This is a genomic window from Arthrobacter sp. KBS0703 (assembly GCF_002008315.2).
In the GTDB taxonomy this organism is placed as follows: Bacteria; Actinomycetota; Actinomycetes; order Actinomycetales; family Micrococcaceae; genus Arthrobacter.
In genome coordinates this window covers 1-2,075 of record NZ_MVDG02000022.1, presented here as the reverse complement: position 1 = coordinate 2,075, position 2,075 = coordinate 1, and the positions used below count along the sequence as shown (strand labels likewise).

Genomic DNA, 2,075 nt, shown 5'->3' with positions numbered 1-2,075 from the left:
CTGTCTCTTATACACATCTAGATGTGTATAAGAGACAGGGGCCATCCTGGTCCGTTCCGCTGCGGCGGTGGCCGTAGTGCTCCTCCTTGCCGGTCCGGCCGCGGGCCTCGCCGCCTGGGCGGCCCAGAACGTTCTCCAGCCCGCCGCTACTGCAGGGGCCGCTGCGGACACACCTGCCCTGGGAACTCCCCGCCTCGTGGCTGCCACGAATCCGCGAAGCCTTCCTGCCACGGCCATCGACCGCGGTGAAGGTCCGGAGCAGTCACTGTCTCTTATACACATCTAGATGTGTATAAGAGACAGGTCCCCGGCACAGCCCGCGAGGGCCGCGGCCGGCCCGGATCAACCATCCGGAAGCCGTGATCTCCGACACATCGCGTTACTAATGTCGTTTTGCGATAACGTGCCGCATTCCTGCGGTTTCCGCGGAATTGCGGTGCACGCTAACCAAACACTAAGCTTGCTGTCAAATTATGCGACCCCGGAATCCGGTCCCGCGAAAAAATTCCCGGGCGTGGCGCGGCCCGTGATCAGGTCGGCCATTGATTATTATCCGGGCGACGGCTTGACTCCCATTACTTACACGCGTGTAATTAGTAATCAAAGCCACCGCGAAGCTCGGGCACACAAACCTAGTGTCCTGAGCGTCCGGGCAAAGGCTGCACTATTCGGGGAGGGGACGCCATGGGGCAAGTTGAGCGTATCCATGAGGAAGCCGTTGTGGCCGGCCAGGCCACTGCAAAATACCGCTCGCGGGGCGTGCCGAGTGACTGGTACGTAGATCCGGCTGATCCGGATGCCGCCGAGCGGTACAACTTGGACACCACTGCGTCGTTGCAGGACCAGGCCACCGCGTTCCTGGCAGAGCATGAAGCACTGCTGGGCGGCCGGCCAGAGCTGGACGAGGACCTCAGCGATCCGCCGATGGAACTGCGGACCCCCGGAGCGGGCACGCTGACCCAGCCGGTATGGATAGGTTTGCCCCGCGAGCAGGACTTCGACGACGAAGGCGAGCTCGGCTGGCAGACTGATGCTCTGTGCGCGCAGACTGACCCTGAGGCGTTCTTCCCCGAAAAGGGAGGCTCCACACGGGACGCCAAGAAGGTCTGCGGAGCGTGCAACGTCCGGTCCCAGTGCCTTGAATATGCTTTGGCGAACGATGAGCGCTTTGGTATTTGGGGAGGCCTCTCCGAACGTGAGCGCCGTCGGCTGAGGAAGCGAGCAGTCTAATTCTTCAGGAAGTGCACGTCACTGCCGTTGTGGTTGCCCATAACGGCAGTGACTATCTCCCCAGGACCCTGGCGGCATTGGCGGGCCAGACCCGGCCGGCGGACGCTGCGATCGGGGTGGATACAGGTTCACAGGACAATTCCGCCGCCCTCCTTGCAGGTGCGTTCGGCAAAGCCAGCGTCACCCGTATCCGCGCCGGCAAAACAGGGATGGGCGCTGCCGTATCGGCAGGCCTTGCTGCACTGGCCCCGTGGAACCCGGAAACCGAGGAGACTGCCTCCGAATGGATCTGGCTCCTGCACGATGATGCAGCCCCCGCCCCGGAGGCGCTGGCGGAGCTGCTGCAGGCCGTGGAGCGTGCGCCGTCAGTCACGGTGGCAGGGTGCAAGCAACTGGACTGGGACGACAGGCGGCGGCTGATCGACGTCGGACTTTCCACCAGCCGCTGGGCCGAGCGGCTCACCCTGATCGAAGCGGATGAGCTCGACCAGGGCCAGTATGACGGCCGCTCCGACACCTTCGCCGTCAACTCTGCCGGAATGCTGGTCCGGCGCGACGTCTGGGAACACCTCAAAGGTTTTGATCCGGCGCTCGCCGGCACCGGTGACGACGTGGACTTCTGCTGGCGGAACCGGCTGGCCGGACACCGCGTTGTCGTGGTGCCCAGCGCCAAAATGTTCCACGTTGCGCACCGACCGCATGCACTGGGCACCGCCACGGCCGCGCGCCGGGCCCAGGTGCACCTCCGGCTCAAGCATGCACCGCTGTGGGCGGTCCCGCTGCACACGGTGGGGGCGCTGCTGGGCAGCATCTTCAAGCTGGTCTTAGATGTGTATAAGAGACAG

At 64.1% G+C, this 2,075-nt stretch carries 3 protein-coding genes; 2 read left to right on the top strand and 1 reads right to left on the bottom strand.

The annotated features are described in order from the left end of the window. A partial coding sequence (locus B1A87_RS22595; protein WP_221937621.1) for a hypothetical protein occupies positions 1-282 on the bottom strand: 282 nt, incomplete at its 3' end. Between the two features lie 402 nt (positions 283-684). Here B1A87_RS22595 and B1A87_RS24475 point away from each other — a divergent pair. Further along, positions 685-1,230, top strand: a complete 546-nt coding sequence (locus B1A87_RS24475) for a WhiB family transcriptional regulator (RefSeq protein WP_078030102.1) — start codon at positions 685-687, stop codon at positions 1,228-1,230. 11 nt (positions 1,231-1,241) lie between these two features. Further along, a partial coding sequence (locus tag B1A87_RS22585) for a glycosyltransferase family 2 protein (protein WP_144275961.1) occupies positions 1,242-2,075 on the top strand: 834 nt, incomplete at its 3' end.